The organism is Amphibacillus marinus, from assembly GCF_900110345.1.
GTDB lineage: Bacteria > Bacillota > Bacilli > Bacillales > Amphibacillaceae > Amphibacillus_D > Amphibacillus_D marinus.
Map to the genome: position 1 here is coordinate 42,025 of NZ_FODJ01000011.1, position 17,603 is coordinate 59,627.

Annotated in this window: 18 protein-coding genes; 13 read left to right on the plus strand and 5 right to left on the minus strand. The window is 38.8% G+C overall.

Annotated elements, in window-relative coordinates:
• Nucleotides 1-204: 204 nt before the first annotated feature.
• The 3 genes from BM000_RS13345 to BM000_RS13355 all read right to left on the minus strand — a co-directional run bounded on the left by BM000_RS13345 (nucleotide 205) and on the right by BM000_RS13355 (nucleotide 2,120).
• Entirely contained in the window at nucleotides 205-567 is a 363-nt protein-coding gene (locus BM000_RS13345; RefSeq protein WP_091499412.1) for a YtxH domain-containing protein, read from the minus strand.
• Nucleotides 568-1,063: 496 nt separating this feature from the next.
• A complete protein-coding gene (locus BM000_RS13350; RefSeq protein WP_091499414.1) occupies nucleotides 1,064-1,582 on the minus strand; it encodes a tryptophan transporter in 519 nt (172 codons plus the stop codon).
• A 109-nt stretch (nucleotides 1,583-1,691) separates the two neighbouring features.
• On the minus strand, nucleotides 1,692-2,120 hold the full coding sequence (locus BM000_RS13355; protein ID WP_091499416.1) for an HIT family protein: 429 nt from the start codon (nucleotides 2,118-2,120) through the stop codon (nucleotides 1,692-1,694).
• Between the two features lie 253 nt (nucleotides 2,121-2,373).
• Here BM000_RS13355 and BM000_RS13360 point away from each other — a divergent pair, with 253 nt between their 5' ends.
• The 4 genes from BM000_RS13360 (at nucleotide 2,374) to BM000_RS13375 (ending at nucleotide 5,777) form a co-directional block, all read left to right on the plus strand.
• Entirely contained in the window at nucleotides 2,374-3,108 is a 735-nt protein-coding gene (locus BM000_RS13360; protein ID WP_091499417.1) for an ABC transporter ATP-binding protein, read from the plus strand.
• Between the two features lie 4 nt (nucleotides 3,109-3,112).
• Nucleotides 3,113-4,321, plus strand: coding sequence for an ABC transporter permease (locus BM000_RS13365; protein WP_091499419.1), 1,209 nt, complete (start codon nucleotides 3,113-3,115; stop codon nucleotides 4,319-4,321).
• Between the two features lie 74 nt (nucleotides 4,322-4,395).
• Entirely contained in the window at nucleotides 4,396-4,959 is a 564-nt protein-coding gene (locus tag BM000_RS13370) for a helix-turn-helix domain-containing protein (protein ID WP_091499420.1), read from the plus strand.
• Entirely contained in the window at nucleotides 4,923-5,777 is an 855-nt protein-coding gene (locus BM000_RS13375) for an IS3 family transposase (RefSeq protein WP_091499422.1), read from the plus strand. The genes BM000_RS13370 and BM000_RS13375 overlap by 37 nt, the downstream gene beginning before the upstream one ends.
• A gap of 64 nt (nucleotides 5,778-5,841) precedes the next feature.
• On the opposite strand, the gene BM000_RS13380 is transcribed toward BM000_RS13375, so the two are convergent.
• Nucleotides 5,842-7,005, minus strand: a complete 1,164-nt coding sequence (locus BM000_RS13380) for a M20 metallopeptidase family protein (protein WP_091499423.1) — start codon at nucleotides 7,003-7,005, stop codon at nucleotides 5,842-5,844.
• 170 nt (nucleotides 7,006-7,175) lie between these two features.
• Here BM000_RS13380 and liaF point away from each other — a divergent pair, with 170 nt between their 5' ends.
• From liaF to lplA, 7 genes are all read left to right on the plus strand, one after another.
• Nucleotides 7,176-8,012, plus strand: coding sequence for a cell wall-active antibiotics response protein LiaF (gene liaF, locus BM000_RS13385; RefSeq protein ID WP_091499425.1), 837 nt, complete (start codon nucleotides 7,176-7,178; stop codon nucleotides 8,010-8,012).
• Nucleotides 8,013-8,026: 14 nt separating this feature from the next.
• A complete protein-coding gene (locus tag BM000_RS13390; protein ID WP_091499426.1) occupies nucleotides 8,027-9,082 on the plus strand; it encodes a sensor histidine kinase in 1,056 nt (351 codons plus the stop codon).
• Nucleotides 9,083-9,709: a response regulator gene (locus BM000_RS13395; RefSeq protein ID WP_091499427.1), complete on the plus strand. Its 627-nt coding sequence runs from the start codon at nucleotides 9,083-9,085 to the stop codon at nucleotides 9,707-9,709. It begins immediately after the preceding gene.
• Nucleotides 9,710-10,251: 542 nt separating this feature from the next.
• On the plus strand, nucleotides 10,252-12,420 hold the full coding sequence (locus tag BM000_RS13400) for a transglycosylase domain-containing protein (RefSeq protein ID WP_091499429.1): 2,169 nt from the start codon (nucleotides 10,252-10,254) through the stop codon (nucleotides 12,418-12,420).
• A 20-nt stretch (nucleotides 12,421-12,440) separates the two neighbouring features.
• Nucleotides 12,441-12,905, plus strand: a complete 465-nt coding sequence (locus tag BM000_RS13405) for a VOC family protein (protein WP_091499430.1) — start codon at nucleotides 12,441-12,443, stop codon at nucleotides 12,903-12,905.
• Nucleotides 12,906-13,017: 112 nt separating this feature from the next.
• Nucleotides 13,018-13,746, plus strand: a complete 729-nt coding sequence (locus BM000_RS13410) for an MBL fold metallo-hydrolase (RefSeq protein WP_091499432.1) — start codon at nucleotides 13,018-13,020, stop codon at nucleotides 13,744-13,746.
• A gap of 72 nt (nucleotides 13,747-13,818) precedes the next feature.
• Nucleotides 13,819-14,814 carry a lipoate--protein ligase gene (gene lplA, locus BM000_RS13415; RefSeq protein ID WP_091499433.1) on the plus strand — a complete coding sequence of 332 codons (996 nt, stop codon included), beginning with the start codon at nucleotides 13,819-13,821 and terminating at the stop codon, nucleotides 14,812-14,814.
• 603 nt (nucleotides 14,815-15,417) lie between these two features.
• On the opposite strand, the gene BM000_RS13420 is transcribed toward lplA, so the two are convergent.
• Complete coding sequence (locus tag BM000_RS13420) at nucleotides 15,418-15,870, minus strand: DUF3939 domain-containing protein (RefSeq protein WP_091499435.1); 453 nt, start codon at nucleotides 15,868-15,870, stop codon at nucleotides 15,418-15,420.
• 192 nt (nucleotides 15,871-16,062) lie between these two features.
• On the opposite strand from BM000_RS13420, the gene BM000_RS13425 reads away from it, so the two are divergent.
• Both BM000_RS13425 and BM000_RS13430 read left to right on the plus strand, forming a co-directional pair.
• The gene (locus BM000_RS13425) at nucleotides 16,063-16,602 is read left to right on the plus strand and encodes a competence protein ComK (RefSeq protein WP_091499436.1); all 540 of its coding nucleotides are present in this window, start codon (nucleotides 16,063-16,065) and stop codon (nucleotides 16,600-16,602) included.
• Nucleotides 16,603-16,919: 317 nt separating this feature from the next.
• Nucleotides 16,920-17,585 carry a TVP38/TMEM64 family protein gene (locus BM000_RS13430; protein ID WP_091499438.1) on the plus strand — a complete coding sequence of 222 codons (666 nt, stop codon included), beginning with the start codon at nucleotides 16,920-16,922 and terminating at the stop codon, nucleotides 17,583-17,585.
• Nucleotides 17,586-17,603 lie beyond the last annotated feature (18 nt).

Below are 17,603 nucleotides of genomic sequence, written 5' to 3' on the forward strand. Positions count from 1 at the left end.
GATTATGAAATAAGGGTTGTATATCAAATAGCATTGGTAAGATAATCTCCCAATATTGGGCGGAAGCAAAAAAACATTTGCTTAACCAACGCTATTTGCAGAAGAATCGAAATATGAAATAATTACAATTATTGTAAAAAGACAAAGAAAACGACGTTAGTGAATAACTATTATCACTAACGTCGTTTTCTTTGTCATCACTTTTTAGCTAGTAGCTTGAGATTGCTCTTCTAGTTCTTTTAATCTCTCCTCAATTTGAGTGAGGTAGAGCTGGATGTTCTTTTGATGAGGCTCTATTGTTGATTTCCAGCTCTCAATAGAGTCTTTAACATCCTTAGAGAGCTCTTTAATTAACAGAGCACCTTCCTTTGATGTTTGAACAATTTGTTCTGATAACACTTTGCTATTCACTTTTACCTTTTCTAAGGCACCTTTAATCTCTAATACATGGTCTTTAAGATCTTGCCTTGTTTCTTTACCAGACTTAGGAGCACTTAGTAGGGTAGCGGTTGCACTAACAACCCCTCCTGCAAGTAATCCAAGTAGTAATGATTTACTGTTAGCCATCGCTGACACTCCTTTCTCCTCTATTCTATTATCTTCTCTTTAATGAAGAAGGTCAAACCTAAACAGCAAAAAAAGTCAAAATTCTCGATACTAATTAGTGTGTTCAAAACCTTTTTCTCTATTCCACCTTCCACAAAGTAAAAAGGAGCTAGGACAAATGCATAATTAAATAAGGAAAATCCGAACAGTATATCAGAAAGCAGATAATGTTTCGGTAAAACACTTTGCTTTCACTCAAGGGCATGAACGTGACAGCTTCAGGCTCACAGGATGTAAGTCAGTTGGATGTCAGCACAAGTGTATTTGGTTGGATAAGTAATTGCAAATCACTTCGGTGGGATGAGTAATCCCAATTCCAGGGCATGGCGGGTTTAGCCCAACCTCAACTCGTGTTATTCCCATTGGCGGCAACGTATTTTACCTAAGCTTAGTCAGAATGTTCGGATGCTCAGTTTTAATATTTAGTTATGTTCCAGCTTGTTTTTCAGTTTGTTTGCTATGCATATGTGAATTTAGTTCGTTGTAATATATTTTGAATGATTGGGTATAAGATGATTGTAAAAATACTATTAAATAAAGTGGCTGGGAGGACAACAGCAACAAATAAACTTGTGAAGGTGCCTGGCATTTGTCCAAGAACGAAAAGGGCCATAGTCAAAAATACTGCGCCACTTATAAGTGTACCAATCCCTGTAAGCAATGGTGCAACCACTTTTTGATTTCGTTTTTTTGGTAGCATTAGCAATAACGCAAAGAATACGAACGCGGTAATTGGCTTTTCGACAAGATTGGATATTTGCCCACCAGGTGCTGATGTTGTTAACGCAGATATAACTCCCGTTGCAATGCTTAAAACAAGGACGTAATTAATCTTCGGAAACAATAGAATGCCTAGAAACATCATCGGTAACATAATATCAGGTTTCATTCCGAATAGAAACGGTGGAGAAATGATATGCAGTACCGCACCAATTCCCATAAATAAAGCAAGCAACACTAATTCTTTTGTCTTCATCTAATCTCTCCTCTACTCAACTAATCTCAACTGTGCCATCCCATTTATGCTTCAATGCTAAATGCGAATGGTATTAATTAGTGTAACATATTCTGTGCAATTGTAAACACTAAATCTGATCGGCAATTGCCTTTGAAATGCGTGCTAAATCAGCTTGGTTATAGGCATCACTATTGGTCATCCACTTCGTACCAAAGCCATCATTTTTATCATAGCGTGGTAGAAGATGAATATGTAAGTGGAATACAGATTGACCAGCAAAGGCATCAGTATTACTTAGAATATTTAACCCTGCTGGTTTAAATGCTTTTTTAATCGCGTTAGCGATTGTTGGTACTCTGGCAAAGAGTTGGCTCGCGATTTCCGCATCGGTATTGTAAATGTTGGTTACATGCTGTTTAGGAATAATTAAAGTGTGTCCTTTGGTAACTTGACTAATGTCAAGGAATGCATAGACATGCTCATCCTCGTACACTTGTGCCGACGGAATATCACCTTGAATAATTTTGCAAAATATACAATCAGTACTAGAAGACATTACGATTCACTCCTTATATTAGTATTATTTTATTTTACCATTTAATTTCGGTATTTACTTAACTTTTGTCGCAGAAACATATGCTAAGGTCTTTGAAAGATGCAGCACAGAAGCGATGCTCCTTAATATTTAATAAAGTCTATTTACTTGCGCCCTATTTTATTTGCATTCATACTAAAAGATGGTAAAATTTGATTAGGAAGTAAGGATAAGACTAATATTGATTGACTAATGATAACGGAGGAAGCTAAATATGGCACAGTTATTACATATAGAAGGTTTATCGGGGGGGTATACCCATAAGAACGTCATTGATGATCTCACATTTCATATTAAAGAGGGTGAAATCGTTGGTCTAATCGGGCTTAATGGTGCTGGCAAGAGTACAACAATTAAACATATTATTGGGCTAATGGAACCTAGAACAGGTCAGGTTCAATTAAATGGACATAGCTATACTGATGCTCCAGAGCAATACCGTCAGCAATTTGCGTATATTCCTGAAATGCCGTTATTGTACGAGGAATTGACATTATATGAGCATTTAAAGCTTACTGCGATGGCCTATCAATTAGATGAAGCAATTTTTGAGAAAAGGCTGCCTCCATTACTAAAAGCTTTTAGATTAGAAAAACAGTTAAAATGGTTTCCAATCCACTTTTCTAAAGGGATGAAGCAAAAGGTCATGATTATGTGTGCTTTTCTAGTGGAGCCAAGCTTGTATATTGTCGATGAACCGTTTGTTGGGCTTGATCCATTAGGTATTCAGGCTTTTCTAGATTTAATGGTGGCACAAAAGGAGAACGGCTCTGGTATCTTAATGTCGACTCATATCTTGGCAACAGCTGAACGTTATTGTGATCGCTTTTTAATCCTCCATGAAGGTAAATTACAAGCGAGCGGGACCATTGAGCAATTAAGAGCTCATTTCTCAATGCCTACTGCGACGCTTGATGACCTTTATATTCAATTAACAAAGGAAGGCTAAGGCAATGATTAATAGTAAAGCGCTATTTACTAATCGAATAAGTGCTCATTTAAAGGAATCTGTTCGCTACCTACAGTATATTTTTAATGGGCATATTGCCATAGCCTGCACCTTCTTAATTGCCGTTGGGGCCATTTACTATCAGCAATTTTTAGCTAATATGTCACCAGATTTTCCGGCAATTTGGCTGATTAGCTTGGTATTTGCTGGTGTATCGCTCTATAATCCAATTCAGAATTTATTAAAGGAAGCGGATCTCGTGTTTTTGTTGCCGGCAGAGCGGAAACTTCAAGGCTATTTTAATGCAACCTTAATGTATAGCTTTCTCACACAGCTCTACCTGTTAGCGTTAGTTGCTGCGATGTCTGCACCATTATTCCGTGCCAGTCAATCTGACCAAAACTTTTCTTTCATTGTTTTTATCTTCGTGTTTTTGAAAGTTTGGCATTTTTTGACGAGCTGGTGGGTTCTCCGAATTAGGGATAAATATTATCGTAACGCTGAAAGATGGACCCGCTTTATCCTGCAATTGTTACTCTTTTATTTTTTAATGCAAGGACAACTTATGGTGGCGGCTTTGTTAACACTGGCTTTATTCAGTCTCATTATCTTCTTATACAGCTACAGTCACCGACATGCGCTACCGTGGGACTTATTAATCGAAAAGGATTATCGCCGTCTACAAGCGTTTTATCGGTTAGCAAGTCTCTTTACTGACGTGCCGCAATTTAAATCAACCGTGAAAAAGCGTCGCTTACTTGTAATGAGCTTAACGAAAATGATTGCATTCAGGCAGAACAACGTCTATACGTATTTATTACGGATAACCTTTGCTCGTGCTGGCGATTATTTAGGGATATACCTGAGATTAATGCTGGTTGGTGGTCTGGCACTTTACTACATTCAGCATCTTACATTGGCAATGCTTGTCACCATTCTTTTTCTCTACCTAACTGCGTTGCAACTGCTTGGTCTATGGTATCATCACCGCACAACGCTATGGCTTGATTTATACCCTGCTCCGAAGCAGCTGCGAGAGCGTGCGCTAATTGTTTGGGTTGAGCAGCTATTACTTGTCCAGTTATTCTTTTATCTCGTTCTTACTTTACTTAGCGGCGAAGTCTTTACCGTGATCGCGGTGGGGATAATCGGTCTCGTATTTATCTTTGGCTTTACCCGACTATATATAAAGAATAAAATAGCACCAAATTAAAAAAGAAGGATGAGCCGCCTAGGTACCGACCCCCAAAAGTTAGAGTAGAAAATCTAACTTTTGGGGGTATTTTTATGGCTAAATACAGTGAGGAATTTAAGATGAAACTTGTCACCGAGTATTTGTATGGGAACCTTGGATATAAGTTGTTGGCGAAAAAATATAATATGCCCAGTTCCACCCCATTAAGCCGTTGGGTGAGCTCATATAGAGCGCAGGGTATTAATGGACTAGCGCGAAGAAAAACAAACGAGACGTATTCTGTTCAATTTAAATTAGATGTTGTACAATTTATGTTAAAGACAGGTGCTTCTTATATGGAAACTGCTGTGCAATTTGATTTGAACAATCCTTCCTTAATTGCACGCTGGTTGAAAGTGTTTCGCGAACAAGGAATAGAAGGCCTGAAACCAAGATCAAAGGGGAGACCTTCTATGTCTAGGAAACCTAAAAAATCAAAGAAAAAAGAAGAGATAAAGTTAACACGTGAAGCAGAATTAGAACGCGAGAATGAACTGCTGAGGTTGGAAAATGCCTACCTAAAAAAGTTGAGAGCTTTTCGGGAGAATCCGAATGCGTTTCACGAAAAGCACATGCAAAAGTGGCATTCGAACTCAAAAAAGAAGGATTTCGACTAAAAGATATCTTCGTTGTTGTAGATATTCCTGAGGCAACCTATCACTATCATGTAAAAAACTTTGGGAAAGAAGACACAGATACAGAGCTAAAAACACGTATTACACACCTATTTAAGAAGTTTCATGAACGCTACGGTTATAAACGCATCACGGAAGAATTGAAGAAACTAGGGTATTCTATTAATCACAAAAAAGTGTATCGTATTATGCGGGAAATAGGATTAAAATGCGTGAAATTTATGCGAAAATCCCGTCGATACAATTCATATAAGGGGAACGTAGGAAAAGTAGCGAAAAATCGATTATCTCGACGCTTTAGTACACCTATCCCTCTTCAGAAGTTAGTCACTGATATAACAGAATTCAAATGTCTGAGCGAAGAAAAGTTGTATTTAAATCCGATCCTTGATCTTTATAACGGAGAAGTGATTACGTTTGAAATCAAAAAACGTCCAACGTTAGATCTTGTGGTGGAACCTTTAAAAAAGGCGATCGGCATCATAAAGAAACACGCAACTTATCGTACCACCATCCACTCTGATCAAGGCTGGCATTATCAGCATAACCAATGGGTGAGTACATTACAAGCGCATGATGTATGCCAAAGCATGTCACGTAAAGCAACTTGTGCCGATAACTCACCAGCGGAGAATTTCTTTGGCATTTTAAAGCAAGAAATGTATTACGGAGAAAAATTAGTAAGTTATGAAGAGTTAAAAGAGCGAATCGAAGAATATATCTACTGGTATAACAATGAACGATCAAAAGCAAAATTGGCCGGATTGAGTCCAGTTGAATACCGAACGCAATCCAGCTAATCAGCTGCATAAAAAAACTCTAACTTTTTGGGGTAACCACCCTAGCTCTTATCCTTCTTTTCATTTATTGGTAGGACTGAATTAGCTTTAGGAATACCTTAACAGCGATTGGCATAGCGCGTTCATCAAAATCAAATTTAGGATGATGGTGTGGTTGGAAGTTTCCAGCAATTTGTGCGCCAGTAAAAAAGAAGGCACCTGGTTTTTCGATTAAGTAATAGGCAAAATCTTCAGCCGTCATACTTGGCTGGACAAAGCTAGCTTGTTCGACCTCATTTATCTGCTTGGAAACCTCTAGGATACGTTGAGCTTCTTGGCGATGATTAATGACTGGTGGATACCCCTTTAGGTAATCAAATTGATAGCTTGCGCCATAGGCAGCGCAAGTACCTTTAATAATGGTGTCCATTTCATCAATTATTTGATCTTGTAATTTCGGGTCAAAGGTTCGTACAGTACCATCTAGTACTGCTTGATCAGCAATAATATTAAATGAATCGCCTGCTTGGAATTTACCAATTGTTAATACAGCAGTGTTAAGTGGATCAAGGCGTCGGCTAATGATTTGCTGCAAATTAGTCACAAGCTGTGAGCCAATCACAATGGCATCCTTTGTTTCGTGAGGCATTGCGCCATGCCCACCTTGGCCCTGAATAGTAATAGTAAACTTATCAGCACCAGCCATAAATCTATCCGGTGCCGTTTGAATAACACCAATTGGTGCACTTGACCATAGATGTGTCCCGAATACAAGGTCAACATCGTCAAGAGCCCCACCTGCAATCATTGATTTTGCCCCGCCTGGCGTAAGCTCCTCAGCATGTTGATGGATAAATACAATTGTACCCTTTAATTGATGCTGAATTTCTTTTAGTAGCTTTGCAGTAATTAATAGAATAGCGGTATGACCGTCATGTCCACAAGCGTGCATAACCCCAGGCACTAACGATTTGTAGGGCACTTCTTTTTGGTCATGGATGGGTAGAGCATCGAAATCAGCGCGTAAGGCGATTGTTTTACCTGGATAGTTACCGACTAGTCTGGCGACTACGCCGTTACCGCCTACCTTTTCCTGATAGGGGATTTGTAACTGTCGATAATAATCAGCAATGTATGCGGTAGTTTGGAATTCTTTAAAAGAAAGCTCAGGGTGCTGATGCAGATGTCTGCGCACGGCTACCAGTTCATTAAAATGATCCTCGACTTGGTTAAATAGTGTATCCCACATAGATTGGCCCCCTTAATTGTTACAGCCATTATAGCACATCTCCACCTTAAGACGGAGAAAAAACCATGCTTACGGTCGTTACAGAACATGGTATAATCAGTATAATTAATACTATATAAAAAAAATCTATCGATTTAAATAAAGAAATATGCCGGAAAGGTTGAGTAGTTATGGGACAACGGTTCTTTAGCAATATTTTTGCACTCGCAATCATCTTGTTAGGTTTAATGCTTGTTTTGGTGAATATAGGAGCTGTTACATGGTCGTTTGGCGACTGGTGGCATTATATTTATCCAAGCTTTTTTATATTAATTGGCCTTAAATGGTTATATGGATCAATTAAGGGTGTAAATGGTTTTGCCACACCCTTATTTCTTGTTGTTTTTGGTGGGCTACTACTATTAAATCAATTTGATTTAATCGCCTTTGGTTTTTGGGATTTATATAAGCTTTGGCCATTAATCTTAATGTTTATCGGTTTAAATATATTAGGACTGAACAAACGAAAAAGCAAATTCAAATTCGTTTATGATTCTGATGATGCAGATAGTTTTACCACAGGACCATCAGGCGATGAAGCATTTCAGGATTTTGAGAATAGTGAATTTAATCAAGACGAAGATCCCACTCAGGCTCACCACCGCTCACAAAAAGTACTAATCGGTGATTTCACATATGATAAGCCAAATTGGAAGGTTGAACCCATTCATCTCTGGAATGCAATTGGCGAGCATACGATGGATTTTACTAAAGCCTTTATTCCCGAAAAAGAAACCCCAATTACCATTCACGGGCTCGCTGGAGATATAACAATAATCTTACCAGATCATGTTGACTTTCGTGTTATTGCAGCTGTTAAAGCAGGGGATTTAGTCGTTGTTGATCAGCATACGAGTGGTTTAAATCGAGCGCAAACCTATCAAACAACAGGTTATGACACAGCAATTCGAAAATTAACCTTCGACTTAAAGCTTAAAGCCGGCTCTATTCGAGTTAATCGGATCTAAAGGAGGGCCTTATCATGTTAAACAAGCTAAATTCTATCCGCTATACGTTTATCCAAGCTCAGTTAACAACGATTTTATTTACAACAATCTTAATGCTTGTTATCCTCTCGGTAATTAGCATGATTTATAACCCAGATTGGTTAGGCCAACTGAATATTGTTTTGTTTTCAATGGGCTATTTTTTCCTTGGGTCAATAATTGCAGTATTAGTCGGTTTTCGTACAAGTGGTCAGTTAAAATCAAAGATAGACGACTTATCGGTTATGATCATGCACTTATCTCGAGGTAATTACCGAAGTCGGCTTCAGCACGAACCAGAAGGCGAGGTTGCTCGCATTGCTGTTGAGCTTAATGAATTGGCAAAAAAACTTGATGATCAAGTCAGGTATCTGCAACGTTTAGCCGATGAAAAAGCTGCTTATGCTGAAACGGCACATAAGATAGCAACAATAGAAGAACGCCAGCGGTTAGCGCGAGACTTACATGATTCTGTTAGTCAACAATTGTTTGCGTTAACAATGATGTCACAAGCGCTCGTGCGGATTATCGAGAAAAACCCAGCAAAGGCACGCCAACAAATGGCTGAAGTGGCGGAGACAGCGATGAAGGCTCAGGCCGAAATGCGCGCACTACTGCTTCATCTGCGTCCGATTCATTTGTCAGATCAATCGCTTAGTGATGGAATCGCAAACCTAATTGCTGAGTTGAAAACAAAATGCGATATTCAGTTTGAGTTAAAAATTGATCAAGTGAGCTCACTTGCTAAATATACGGAGGAGCATTTATTTCGCATTATTCAAGAAGGACTTTCAAATATTTTACGTCATGCAGATGCCGAGCACGTTAAGCTGTTTCTGATTCAAAAGAAGGATCATGTCTTTATTCGCTTAGCCGATGATGGTAAAGGATTTGACTGGACAAAAGCTGATCAGAAAAAAACCTCATATGGCTTAAAAACAATGCAGGAGCGCGGTGAAGAGATCGGTGGCCAATTTCAATTAAGAACGAAAATAGGTGAAGGAACGTATATTGAGCTGCGTGTTCCTTCTCATTGTCAGGAGGATAAGTAGATGATAAGAATAGTAGTCATTGATGATCATGATGTGGTCAGGAAGGGTGTTATTTCATACCTTGAAACTGAAGCGGATTTTGCAGTAGTTGGGCAAGCAGATAGTGGGCATAAAGGTGCCGAGGTCGTACTTGCCGAGAAGCCTGATGTTGTTTTGATGGATCTCATTATGGAGGATGGCACTGGCATGGAAGCAACCCAGTTAATTAAGAAGGCACTACCAGACTGCAAGATTATTATTTTAACGAGTTATTATGATGATGAGCAAGTTTTTCCGGCGCTTGAGGCGGGGGCATTCAGCTATCTGTTGAAAACAGCTTCGGCTGAAGAAATTGTAATTGCTATTAAGAAGGCATTTAATGGTGAGACTGTCATTGAGCCAAAGGTTGCCCACAAGGTAATGAGTCGTTTCCATGGGCAAAAGCCGCAATTACATGATCAGCTAACTGAGCGTGAGTTAGAGGTGCTTATTTGTCTGGCCAATGGAGCAAGCAATCAAGAGATCGCGGATCAATTATTTATCGGTATTAAAACGGTTAAAACGCATGTCAGTAATATTCTCCGTAAGCTTGATGTTCATGATCGAACACAGGCTGCTGTTTATGCCCATAAACAAAAATTACTTTAAATAATTTAGTAATCGTTACATAATCCCCACTTTGACTTTCTTATCAGGTTAGCGCGCTATGTCATTCCGAAAAGGAATGGCTTCACTTTCCGCTGGGCTGCCTTCAGACCTACATGAGGTAGGTCAGTTAGACGTTGTTACATGTGTTTTGGTGGGAAGAGTAATCGCAGCCCTAGGACGTGACGGGTTTAGTCTAACATCGCCCACTTTGTGAAGAAAGACACGCCACCAAAGTGGATCTTTAGCTCATCCTAATCCCGCAGGAGTCTCACTCACTGCTTAGCTCGTCTTAATTGGGTGTTCATTATGAATGGAATGAGTCCAATCGTGCAATATCGGGTGTGGAAGCGCAAATAGCGCGTATTATTAGTCAGCCAGCTAAGCTGAATCTCACTATGGTAATGTGAAAGTTGAGAGCATACCATAATCATCCCTTAGTCGTGCATGAGATAGAGGGCTATATCTTTAGCTTTAGCCTTTTTTGTCGTATAATGTATGTTTGATAGTTTATTAAGCTATCTAACTAAGAGGTGATTTTTTTTATGAAACTAACAAAGTGGTTATCAGGGGTTAAGCAGCCGTGGTTGCTGTGGGTGTTGCTTGTTTCAGGTGCAATTTTACTATTAAGTATCAGTGGATTTCTATTTATTTTATACGGTGGTGGACTAATTGTTGATCAGCAACAGTTAGTGTTGCCTGCTACAACAACAGTTGTCACTACTGCAGGTGATCCAGCCGGCAAGCTTTATACCGAAAATCGTAGTCTTGTATCCATTAATCAGGTACCTGAACATGTGCGTCAAGCATTTATTGCTGTTGAAGATGAACGCTTTTACGAGCATGCTGGGGTAGATTTTCGTTCAGTAGGTCGGGCTGTCTATCGCGATTTAATCGCATTCAGTAAAGTTGAAGGAGCCAGTACAATTACTCAGCAGTTGGCGAAAAACCTATTTCTTGACCATTCTCGGTCGTGGATGCGCAAAACTCAAGAAGTGATGGCGTCAATTTATTTAGAACGGCATTATTCTAAAAATGAGATTCTTGAGCTATATCTAAACCAGGTCTATTTTGCACATGGTATTTATGGAATTGGTACTGCCGCAGACTATTTTTTTGCTAAATCAGTTGAGGATTTATCAATTGCTGAGGGGGCATTGTTGGCCGGGATGGTTAAAGGGCCAAACCTGTATTCACCATACCTTAATCAAGAAAATGCGTTAGCACGAAGAAATCTTGTCTTAAGTCAAATGCATCGTGTCGGTCAAATTGAGACTGACGAGTTGCTATCCTTACAGGGGCAGACAGTTCGTTTAGCTGATCAGCAAATAACAGATCCATGGCTTGATGACTATCTAGAGGTTGTTATCAGGGAAGCTGAGGAGCGTTACCAAATTTCTCGGCGTGAATTACAACGTGGGGGGTATAAGCTTACCGTTTATATGGATGCGACTATCCAAGAATATGCTTATCAAGAAATTCAAAACGATTCCTATTTTTCTGGGTCAGCAGATAATGTAGAAACTAGCTTTGTTCTCCTTGAACAAGAAGCAGGTCAGTTGAGAGCTATCATTGGAGGACGAAATTATAGTATCGGTGATCAACACAGAGCGCTAACAGCGAAGCAACCTGGATCGGTCATAAAGCCTTTGGCAGTTTACGGCCCGGCTTTATCCGAAGACTATTCACCTTATATGTTAGTAGACGATTCTGAACGTGACTTTGATGGTTACTCAGTCAGCAATGCTGACCAACAGTATGAAGGTGAAGTTACCATGCAACATGCAGTGACCGTTTCAAAGAACACCTCAGCTGTCTGGCTCCTTGATCAAATAGGGATTGACACGGGTAAGAGCTATCTAAAAAATATGCAAATTGATTTATCAGATCAAGGACTTGCTATTGCCTTAGGTGGCTTGACAGACGGGCTTTCACCAATCCAGGTTGCTGAGGGCTATCGAACCTTTATTCATAGTGGTGAATGGATTGAGTCACAGAGTATTGCTCAGATTGAGGATCGTTATGGCAACATTGTTACAGAAGTAGCACAGAAACACCAAGATGTTTTCACACCGCAGGCAGCCTGGTATATGTTGCGAATGCTTGAAAATGTAGTAGTTGAAGGGACGGGACGAGCAGGCGATTTTTCTAAAGCGTTGGCAGGTAAAACCGGTACAACACAGCATCCCCAAGCAGCCGGCTATGCGAAGGATACCTGGTTTGCAGGTGTGACTCCTGAATACGTCACTGCATTATGGATTGGTTATGATCAGGCTGATGGTGATCATTATTTAACACAGGGAAGCCAAGCCCCAACGGAGCTCACAAAAGCGATTTTATCGCGCGTTGATCAACAGCAGGGTTTAGCAGATGCATTTACCTTACCTGATGGTTTGGCAGAGCTTGAAGACCCGATTCAACTTCCTATAATAGATGATTTAGCTGTGTCGTACCGTTTTGGTGGTTGGCCTGTTGTTCAGGGAGAATTAACATGGACGCAAGCTATAGACAACCGAGTTGTTTATTATGTTTACCGGGTCGGGGAAAATGGAGAGGCTGATGCTCTCCTTGGACAAATCGAGGGGATTGGTCGTTTTCGGTTGAACAGACCAACATTTTTTAGTCAATCAAGGTACTACGTTATTCCGTATAATCGATTAACCGATCAATATGGAGAACGTTCAAACATTGTTTCACAGTCAATTCATGATTAAACAAACAAGGGGTTGAAAAGTTGATAATAGGATTATTTGAAGCACACTTACCAGTTAGCAAGCTAGAAGCGTCAATTGCTTTTTATTCAGGATTAGGACTTGAACTTGATCATTGTGTTGATAATAAACTAGCATTTCTATGGATTGAAAAAGATAAGAGCTGGTTAGGCTTATGGGAAACAGACCAAGTAGATTTAGATTATCATCCTTCTATTAGACATATTGCATTTCAAGTAACATTGCAGGGCTTAAAGAAATCAATAGATTGGTTAAATCAAAAAGGCTACCAGCCAAGGGAGGCTTTCGGGTTTCAGCCAATAGAACCATTTGTTCTGCCACATGAGCATTACGCAACAGCTAAGGTCCATTTTAACGATCCTGACGGAAATAGTCTTGAGTTTATATGTAAGCTAGACAACCCGAAAAGAATAACTGAGCGCATGTATTTAAGTGAATGGGAGAAGCAGACCAACTTAACGAAGTAATTGAAACGCATTATTACGATCAAATTGGGTATTAATTAACTTATCTATTAAAAAACAATCGGTTATGTTAAACTGGCGTTAGTTTAGCATATTTGAAAGGTAAGGTGAGTTAATGAAATTGACAGTTGTCGGATTTTGGGGTGCTTATCCTGAACGAGGTGAAGCAACGTCAAGCTATTTATTAGAAAAGGATGGTTTCTCTCTGCTTGTTGATTGTGGTAGTGGAGCGCTTGCTCAGCTTCCAAACTACCTTGATCCGTATGAATTAGATGCAGTTATTCTCTCCCACTATCATCAGGATCACATTGCGGATGTTGGGGTCTTACAATATCAGATGCTTGTCCAGAATGGTGTGCGTCAGCAAGAGAGGATTTTGCCAATCTATGGCCATCATGAGGATGAATTAGCCTTTAAGCAGCTTTCGCATAATTTTACAACAGGAAAAGCCTATGACCCGCAAGCACCAATTAAGATCGGTCCTTTTACACTAACGTTTATGAAAACCAATCACCCAGTTACTTGTTATGCGATGCGGATTACTGACGGTGAAAAGATAATTGTTTACACGGCAGACTCAAGCTATCAAGAGGATTTTGTACCATTTAGCGAAGGGGCAGACTTGCTGATTACCGATTGTAATTTCTATCAACACCAAGATGGTCAGGCAGCAGGTCATATGAATAGTCAGCAATGTGGGTATATCGCTAACAAAGCAGGGGTAAAAGAACTTATCCTTAGTCATCATCCTCATTTTGGTAAACGTGCTCAGCTTGTTGAGGAAGCAAAACAGGTTTACAAAGGGAAGATAACTTTAGCTTCTTCAGGCTACCAGTGGATCTAGGAAAACATAATTGAAAACAGCTCGACATTTTATTAAAATAGTTGTAAATACTGATGAGCAGGGGGAGTTTCTGTGAAATTTATTGATAACCAAGGTGTGACAGATCCATCGATTAATATCGCTATTGAAGAGTATATTTTAGAAAATTTTGGCGAAGAGGACAGCTTCTTGCTTTTTTACATTAATCGTCCATCTATTATTGTCGGTCGAAATCAGAATACAATTGAAGAGATTAATACCAAGTATGTAGATGAGCAAGGGATTAAAGTTGTTCGCCGGTTATCTGGCGGTGGCGCTGTTTACCATGATGAGGGTAATTTGAATTTTAGTTTCATTACTAAGGACGATGGCAATAGCTTTCATAACTTTGCTAAATTCACAGATCCTGTCGTAGAAGCATTACAAGCACTAGGTGTTCCGGCAGAGCTGAGCGGGCGAAATGATTTATTAGCAAATGGCAGGAAGATCTCAGGTAATGCTCAGTTTACCAAACGAGGCAGGATGTTTAGTCATGGGACGTTGATGTTTAATTCAGAAATTGAACATGTGGTAGCATCATTGAATGTTAGCTCAGAAAAAATTAAGTCAAAAGGAATCAAGTCGATTCGAAGTCGGGTAGCTAACATTAAGGAATTTCTTGAACAGGACTTATCAATGGATGAATTTAAGAAACATTTATTAAAGCATTTGTTTCATGTTGATAATCTAGAGCAAGTCCCTCGATATCAGCTTACTGACCAGGATTGGGCCAACATTCATGAAATCGCGCAGAAGAGATATCAAAATTGGGATTGGAATTATGGTAAGTCACCCAAATTCGATATTCAAAAGTCGCATAAATTTCCAGCGGGTCTTGTTGATGTACGGCTTGATGTATCAAAAGGTTTAATTACTAATTGTAAAATCTATGGTGATTTCTTTGGTGTTGGAGAGGTAGAAGTCGTTGAACAAAGCTTAATTGGTGTTCGCTATCAGCGCGATGCATTACATACTGCTCTTGCTAATATTGAGGTTCCCCACTATCTCGGAAAGATCTCCAAAGAAGAATTAGTTGATCTTATTTATTAACCATCTAAAATTTAGCAACGTAATAAGCATGGCTAACTAGGTAATGAACGAACGATCATGCGTTTAATTGATCGTTCGTTTTTTTGTCCACTTTAGTCAGTTACTGTGATACTGATGGTAATGGTTGGCTTTACAAAATTGAGGAACTTACTTTACTGTAACTCAACATTCTCATCAACATAGCAAGGTTCAGCTAAGCTGGCTGGAGGATGGAGGAAGGATTATTCTTTAATAAAGTTATGGTTATTAATCCACAGGGTAGATGTGTTCCGCTTTCCGTGGGCGTGTCTTTCTTCACAAAGTGGGCGATGTTAGACTAAACACGTCACTTTCTGGGACTGGGGCTGGGACTGCGATTACTCGTCCCACCGAAGTGATTTGCGATTACTCACCCCACCAAAACACTTGTGACAACGTCTAACTGACCTGCACCATATAGGCTTGAAGCTAGCCCCTCGGAAAGCGAAGCCATTGTTTTTCGGAACGACATAGCGCACCAAATTGATAAAAAAGTTAATATGGAATTGAATATTAACGCTCGCAATCACGTTCAAGGCTTAATGCCTGTTTTCAGTGTTCGAAAGATAAGACTATAATAAACAATTATTTAGGGCGCTTATGGGTAATCATTTTGTCAATTGGATCAATGTAAAATGCATGAGTCGGCCGATAAGTTAATAATCCGTGCTTTATTAATTTATGAAAGCTTACTTTCAAATAAGGATCACCATGAATAATTGGCATTTCATTATTTAAATTATAATAGTGATCAACTGCACGTTGGATCGTATCTAATTCTTCAGCTAAATGTTTCCCTTCTTCATCAAAAACGTCATAAGTTTCAAGTGACATGTAAAATTTTTTTAGAGGGAGAGCTTGTAAAATTGGAGCCAACTCACTATTTTTTAATGAAAGGTCTTCATTAATTAAAATGCTAAGTGGTGTTTCTTCTGGGAGGCTAAGTGCATATGTTTCAATTGCTTTTTTTATGTCGGCTAAAGGAATATCAACGACAGGATAATTCTCTTTTGTCTTTTTCCTAAAGAAAGTCCACATTAAGTATCGACACCTCGCTTATTTATCCTTCTTTTTATTATACCAATAAATTTTATTTTTAAATAATTTGACAAATTAATGAACATTTTTTGTTTTATATTGTAATTATATTGGGGATTGTGTTTAATTAACTTTATAGAATATTTTTACTTGGATATTCTATAAAATTCTATTTAAAGAAAGGATGTTAAAATGGTAACAAACGTTATTTCGACATATCAACTCTCTCATTCTACAATGGGTATCACTGCCGTAAATGTTGAGGGGAAATGGTACTCGGAGATTATTGAAGAGAATGTAGAAGAAGAGATGATTATCAGTCAGCCACCTAATAAGCTCATAAGCCAAGCTTGTAAAATGTATGGTGAAGAAATCATTTCTAGATTTGACGGTGCCAAATTATTATGCGATTTTAGCAACAAAGCCCCAATTGCCATTAGCTCTGCTCATAATATTTACTTTTTTCCAACAGAATCACCTTCGCGCATTAACTGCTCATGGTTCTCCCACACACACATCAGATCAATCACCAAAGCCGATTATAATAACTCAACGTTAACATTCAGAGATGGTAAACAACGTGTTGTACCTTTCTCTTATGGTATCATGCACAACCAAGTCAACCGAACCGCCCAGTACCGTTTTATCTTATCAGAACAGCTAAAGCACAATCAACAAAAAGGTGTTTTACAAATGATTTTAAAAGCAATGGATTTATCGAAATATGATTAAAAATAAAATATAAGGTAACATAATGATTAGTCATTTCGTCTTTACTACAAACGAAATGACTTTTTTTATTTATTTAAATCAATTTCACAATTCAATATTTAGCCATAAAAAACGGACATTTTTGTCTTTTGGATTTTTTTAGGAAGAGGAACATCTAGGCGTTTACGATCAGGGGCTGTAAAAGGATTATTATAATTTCAGACAATTTAAATAATATTCCATGTTAGAATTGCTGTTATTTAGGGAATAGAACAGCATAACGGTGGAATAATGCATAACAAGCATGTGAGTTGTCAGTAGTGAGGGATGTGTTGGTTATGAGTCAAGCTATACAGGATACATTGTCAATGGAGCAAGTAAGAGAATTAATTCAAACAAACCAGTACGACGTGCTTGTAGAACGTTTTTTGTTTATTTATGAAGGTTTTGGTCCTTTACCAGGTCTTTTACTACCCTTTATCGAATCATTCCTTCCATTTTTACCTTTAACTGTTATTGTCATGACCAATGCTGCGGCTTATGGACTTCTTCGGGGGTTTCTATACTCGTGGATTGGCGAATCATTAGGGTCTATTGCTGTGTTTTTGTTAATAAGACGCTTTAAAAATATCGCAGTTTTACGGTGGATACATAAGAACAAACAAGTTCAACGTATTACAGGATGGTTAGAAAGAAAAGGATTTGGACCGCTATTCTTACTATTATGCTTTCCCTTTTCACCTTCATCGGTCATTAACCTTGTGTCTGCCTTATCGGGCGTGAGTATCCTTCAATTTGTCTTAGCAATATTATTGGGGAAAACGGTAATGATTTTTTCTGTAGCATATGTAGGTAGTAGTATCGCCTCATTTGCTGAAAATCCTATTCGGACCACGTTAATCGCAATCGGCATTTCGTTATTCTGGTTTCTGGGAAAACGAATTGAAAAGTACCTTTACCGAAATGGCGAGTTAGAGCACCCTAACTCAATTGAGAAAACATAACGCTTTTTTTGAGAGGAG